Below are 4,245 nucleotides of genomic sequence, written 5' to 3'. Positions count from 1 at the left end.
GCTACAGGGATGCCGCCCTCAGCTTTTACTACGTCGATTACTTCTTTTACCGAGCCGCCTGTTGTTACGATATCTTCGACAATCAGGACACGCTCGCCCTTTTCAAGGTGGAAGCCTCTGCGGAATGTCATGTGTCCGTTTTCACGCTCTGTGAAAATAGCACGGGTTCCGAGAGCTTTTCCTGTCTCATGTGCAAGCAGGATTCCGCCGGTCATCGGTCCGACAACTGTATCGATTTTTTCATCCTTGAAACGCTCTGCCAGTTCTTTGCAGAGGATTTCAGTATATTCCGGGTGCTGAAGGACATTGAATTTTTCAACATACATCGGGCTGTGCAGTCCGGAAGTCAGCAAGAAGTGACCTTCCATAACAGCGTTGGTCTTTACGAATATGTCTTTGATCTGTTCTTCTGTCATCATTTTACAGCATTCTCCATTTCTTCCAGTATTTTGAGAGCCGCTTGTTTTGGGCTTTCAGCAGCACGGATTGGTCTGCCTATTACGAGGTGTGTTGCTCCGTTTTGCAATGCAGCGGCAGGAGTCGCTATACGGCTCTGGTCGTTAACAGCCGAACCTGCAGGACGTACTCCCGGAGTAACGATAAGGAAATCTTCTCCGCAAGCCTGACGTATCATGGCAGCCTCCTGAGGAGATGCAACAACTCCGTCCATCCCGGCTTTTTTAGCCAGCTTCGCAAGCCGTACAACTCTGTCGGATATTAAATCCGTGTTACCCATATCCTTCCAGTCCTGTTCATTCATACTTGTCAAAACAGTTACTGCAATCAGCTTCGGCGGCTCAATGTTCAGCTTTTCAGCCTCCTGCCGGATTTTGTCGGAAGCAGTTTTCATCATCGTATATCCGCCGGAAGCGTGGACGTTAAATATGGATACGCCGTGCTTCATCAGGGAACACAGTCCTTCTGAAACTGTGTTCGGAATATCGTGGAGCTTCAGGTCCAAGAATATATTTTTATTTTTTTCCTTCAGGTAGTCGATTACACCGGGGCCTGCGCTGTAATAAAGTTCCATTCCTACTTTATAGAATGAAACAGCGTCTCCCAGCTCTTCCACCAGTTTTTTTACGTCATCAAGAGTATGCACGTCTAAAGCAACAATTAAACGGTTATCAGCCATCCTGCACCTCCTTAATCCATTTTCAGTTTTCCAACAAGCTCAGAGATATTGGAGAGATTATTTTTTTCAAGATAATCGTCCAGGCCCTGTATTATTTTTGTTGTGGCATACGGGTCAACGAAATTTGCAGTACCAACAGATACCGCGGATGCTCCTGCAAGGAAGAACTCAATAGCATCTTCTGCTGTGGATATTCCGCCCTGCCCTATAATCGGAATGTTGACTGCCTGTGCCGTCTGCCAGACAAGTCGAAGTGCGACAGGTTTGACACATGGACCTGAAAGTCCGCCGGTGATGTTTCCAAGAACCGGCTTCCATGTCTTGATATCAATAGCCATTCCCATGAGCGTGTTGATTAGCGAAAGCGCATCTGCTCCGGCATCTTCGCAGGCTTTTGCGATTTCTGTTATGTCGGTGACATTAGGCGACAGCTTCAATATAACAGGCTTTGATGTGTGTTTTTTTGCTTCTCTTACAACACTTGCTGCAGCTTTCGGGTCTGTACCGAAGATAATGCCCCCGTCCTTTACGTTAGGACAGGAAACGTTCAGTTCAATACCTGCCACTCCATCTACATCAAGCTTTTCAGCCAATATTCCGTATTCTTCAGCAGAACTGCCGGATATATTGACGAAAACGTTCATGTTGTACTTTGCGATACGCGGCAGTGTTTCATTTAAGAAAACATCAACTCCCGGATTTTCAAGACCGATGCAGTTTAGCATTCCTGCAGGAGTTTCTGCGATTCGGACTCCATCATTTCCTCTCCGGGGTAATAACGTTGTACCTTTGACAAATACTCCGCCCAGACCTTCCAAATCAAGAAATTCATCAAATTCCTCACCAAATCCGAACGTACCGGAGCTTGTCATTACCGGGCTGTTCATGGGAATCCCGAGAAGTGTTGTTTTCAGTCTTGAAGATTCAATCATATCTGAACCTCCTCTGCCCAAAAAACAGGACCGTCCTTGCAGACTTTTTTGCGCTGTCCGTCTTTTGTGTCTACCGCACAGGACAGACATGCTCCGAGGCCGCATGCCATTCTTTTCTCAAGAGAGACCTGGCACGGTACTTCATATTTCGCAGCAATGTCGGAAATAAGCTGCATCATGATTCCCGGTCCGCATACTGCAACAAGGTCGTATTTCGTATCTGTCAAAAGCTGTGGCAAAAGATTTGTTGTAAAGCCTTTCGTTCCAACAGAACCGTCATCCGTAGTGATGAAAATGTTATTCGCATACGAACGAAAATATTCTTCCCAGAAAATTTCCTGCTTATTTCTGCCACCAATAAGTATATCTGCCTTTCCCTGATAATAACGGGCAAGGTACAGTAACGGAGCAAGTCCCATTCCACCGCCTACCAGCAGCGGACGTTTGGCATCAGTTTTGAAGCCGTTTCCAAGAGGGCCGAGCACGTTCAGTGAATCACCGGATTTTACCGAGGTGAGGGCTTTTGTGCCTTCACCCAGTACACGGTAAAAAACTGTGATAGATTTATCTTTTACATCTGCAATACCGAAGGGACGTCGGAGAAGAAGCATTCCCTTGTCGATTCTTACCTGCACAAACATGCCGGGCTTCGAATTGGCAGCTATCTCAGGGCAGAGCAGCTCAAGGCGAAATACATCTTCACTGACCTGTTCGTTTATTATTACGGAAGCATCAACTGCAATCTTAGGCAAGGCCATCACCACCACCGACATAATCCTGCAATGCCAGGGCATATACAAGACGACGCTCTTTCATAAAGGACAGGACACGCAGTACCTCCCATGCTGTATCAAGGGAAGTGAGGCAGGCAATACCATGCTCAACCGTTGCACGGCGGATCTTGAATCCGTCTTTGGCAGAGTGCTTGCCCTGAGTCAGCGTGTTGATTACCATGCCAATCTGTCCGTTTTTGATGAGCTGAATAATATCGCTGCTTCTCTCATGTACTTTTCCTACCACATCGGCATCAATTCCGAGGGAGTGAATTGCTTTTGCTGTTCCTTCTGTTGCAATCAGCTGGAAGCCAATCTCAGAATATGCTTTTGCAAGCTGCTTCATTTCAGCTTTGTCTTTATCCGCGACAGTGAAGAGGATTTTTCCTTCTGTCGGGACATTCATTCCTGCGCCTGTGATTGCTTTATAAAGCGCACGTGCGTAGTGATAATCTATGCCCATGACCTCGCCTGTGGACTTCATTTCAGGTCCGAGGGAGATATCTACATCCTGCATTTTCGCGAAGGAGAATACAGGCGCTTTGACTGCTACATACGGACGCGGCTGAACAAGTCCGGATTTGAAGCCCATGCTCTTGAGGGTTTCGCCCATAGCTACCCGTGTAGCAACATTCACCATTTTTACGTCCGTGATTTTGCTCAGGAACGGTACCGTACGGCTGGAACGCGGATTAACCTCGATTACATAGACTTCATCGTTTACAACAACATACTGGATGTTGAGCAGACCTTTAACGTGAAGGTTCAATGCCAGTCGTTTCGTGTAATCAATGATTGTATAAATAACCTTCGCGGAAAGTGTCTGCGGCGGGTATACGGCGATACTGTCACCGGAGTGTACGCCTGCTCTTTCGACGTGCTCCATGATACCCGGGATTACTACGTCTATTCCGTCGGAGATTCCGTCTACCTCGACCTCTGTACCTTCCATATATCTGTCTACCAGTACAGGGTGGTCCGGGGTTACTTTAACTGCGCGGCTCATGTAATCGCGAAGCTCTTCTTCGTTATAAACGATTTCCATAGCGCGTCCGCCGAGAACGTAGGAAGGACGAACCATGCACGGATAGCCGATATCCGCAGCGCCCTTGAATGCTTCTTCTACAGTCGTGACGCTGATTCCACGCGGACGCGGAATCTGTGTCTGATTGAGTACCTCATCGAAGCGCTCACGGTCCTCTGCGCGGTCAATTCCGTCAACAGATGTACCGAAAATCTTTATGCCTGCCTTCTGCAGGGAAGATGCGAGGTTGATTGCAGTCTGTCCGCCAAACTGTACAATAACACCCTCCGGCTCCTCCTGGTCAATGATGTTGAGAACATCTTCCGGAGTCAGCGGCTCGAAGTAAAGACGGTCGGAGATATCGAAGTCTGTACTTACTGT

General features: G+C 47.5%; 5 protein-coding genes. All 5 read right to left on the bottom strand.

The features are described 5' to 3' along the window. Positions 1-416, bottom strand: a 416-nt coding sequence (gene pyrE, locus ACY69O_RS07030) for an orotate phosphoribosyltransferase (protein ID WP_462332759.1), incomplete at its 3' end; no start/stop codon positions are given. Then, complete coding sequence (pyrF, locus tag ACY69O_RS07025; protein WP_462332758.1) at positions 416-1,135, bottom strand: orotidine-5'-phosphate decarboxylase; 720 nt, start codon at positions 1,133-1,135, stop codon at positions 416-418. The genes pyrE and pyrF, both read right to left, overlap by 1 nt. 11 nt (positions 1,136-1,146) lie before the next feature. Continuing rightward, entirely contained in the window at positions 1,147-2,067 is a 921-nt protein-coding gene (locus ACY69O_RS07020; RefSeq protein ID WP_462332757.1) for a dihydroorotate dehydrogenase, read from the bottom strand. Further along, positions 2,064-2,825, bottom strand: a complete 762-nt coding sequence (locus ACY69O_RS07015) for a dihydroorotate dehydrogenase electron transfer subunit (RefSeq protein ID WP_462332756.1) — start codon at positions 2,823-2,825, stop codon at positions 2,064-2,066. Before ACY69O_RS07015 ends, ACY69O_RS07020 begins: the two co-directional genes overlap by 4 nt. Next, a partial coding sequence (gene carB, locus ACY69O_RS07010; RefSeq protein WP_462332755.1) for a carbamoyl-phosphate synthase large subunit occupies positions 2,812-4,245 on the bottom strand: 1,434 nt, incomplete at its 5' end. The genes carB and ACY69O_RS07015, both read right to left, overlap by 14 nt.

This window comes from Schwartzia sp. (in: firmicutes), assembly GCF_978017985.1.
Note: the sequence above shows the minus strand (reverse complement) of the source record. Positions and strands in the feature narration are given on the sequence as shown.

Bases quoted from the DNA above. Each gene is read 5' to 3' on its own strand.
- pyrF (WP_462332758.1), bottom strand. From the start codon at position 1,135: ATGGCTGATAACCGTTTAATTGTTGCTTTAGACGTGCATACTCTTGAT.
- ACY69O_RS07020 (WP_462332757.1), bottom strand. From the start codon at position 2,067: ATGATTGAATCTTCAAGACTGAAAACAACACTTCTCGGGATTCCCATG.
- ACY69O_RS07015 (WP_462332756.1), bottom strand. From the start codon at position 2,825: ATGGCCTTGCCTAAGATTGCAGTTGATGCTTCCGTAATAATAAACGAA.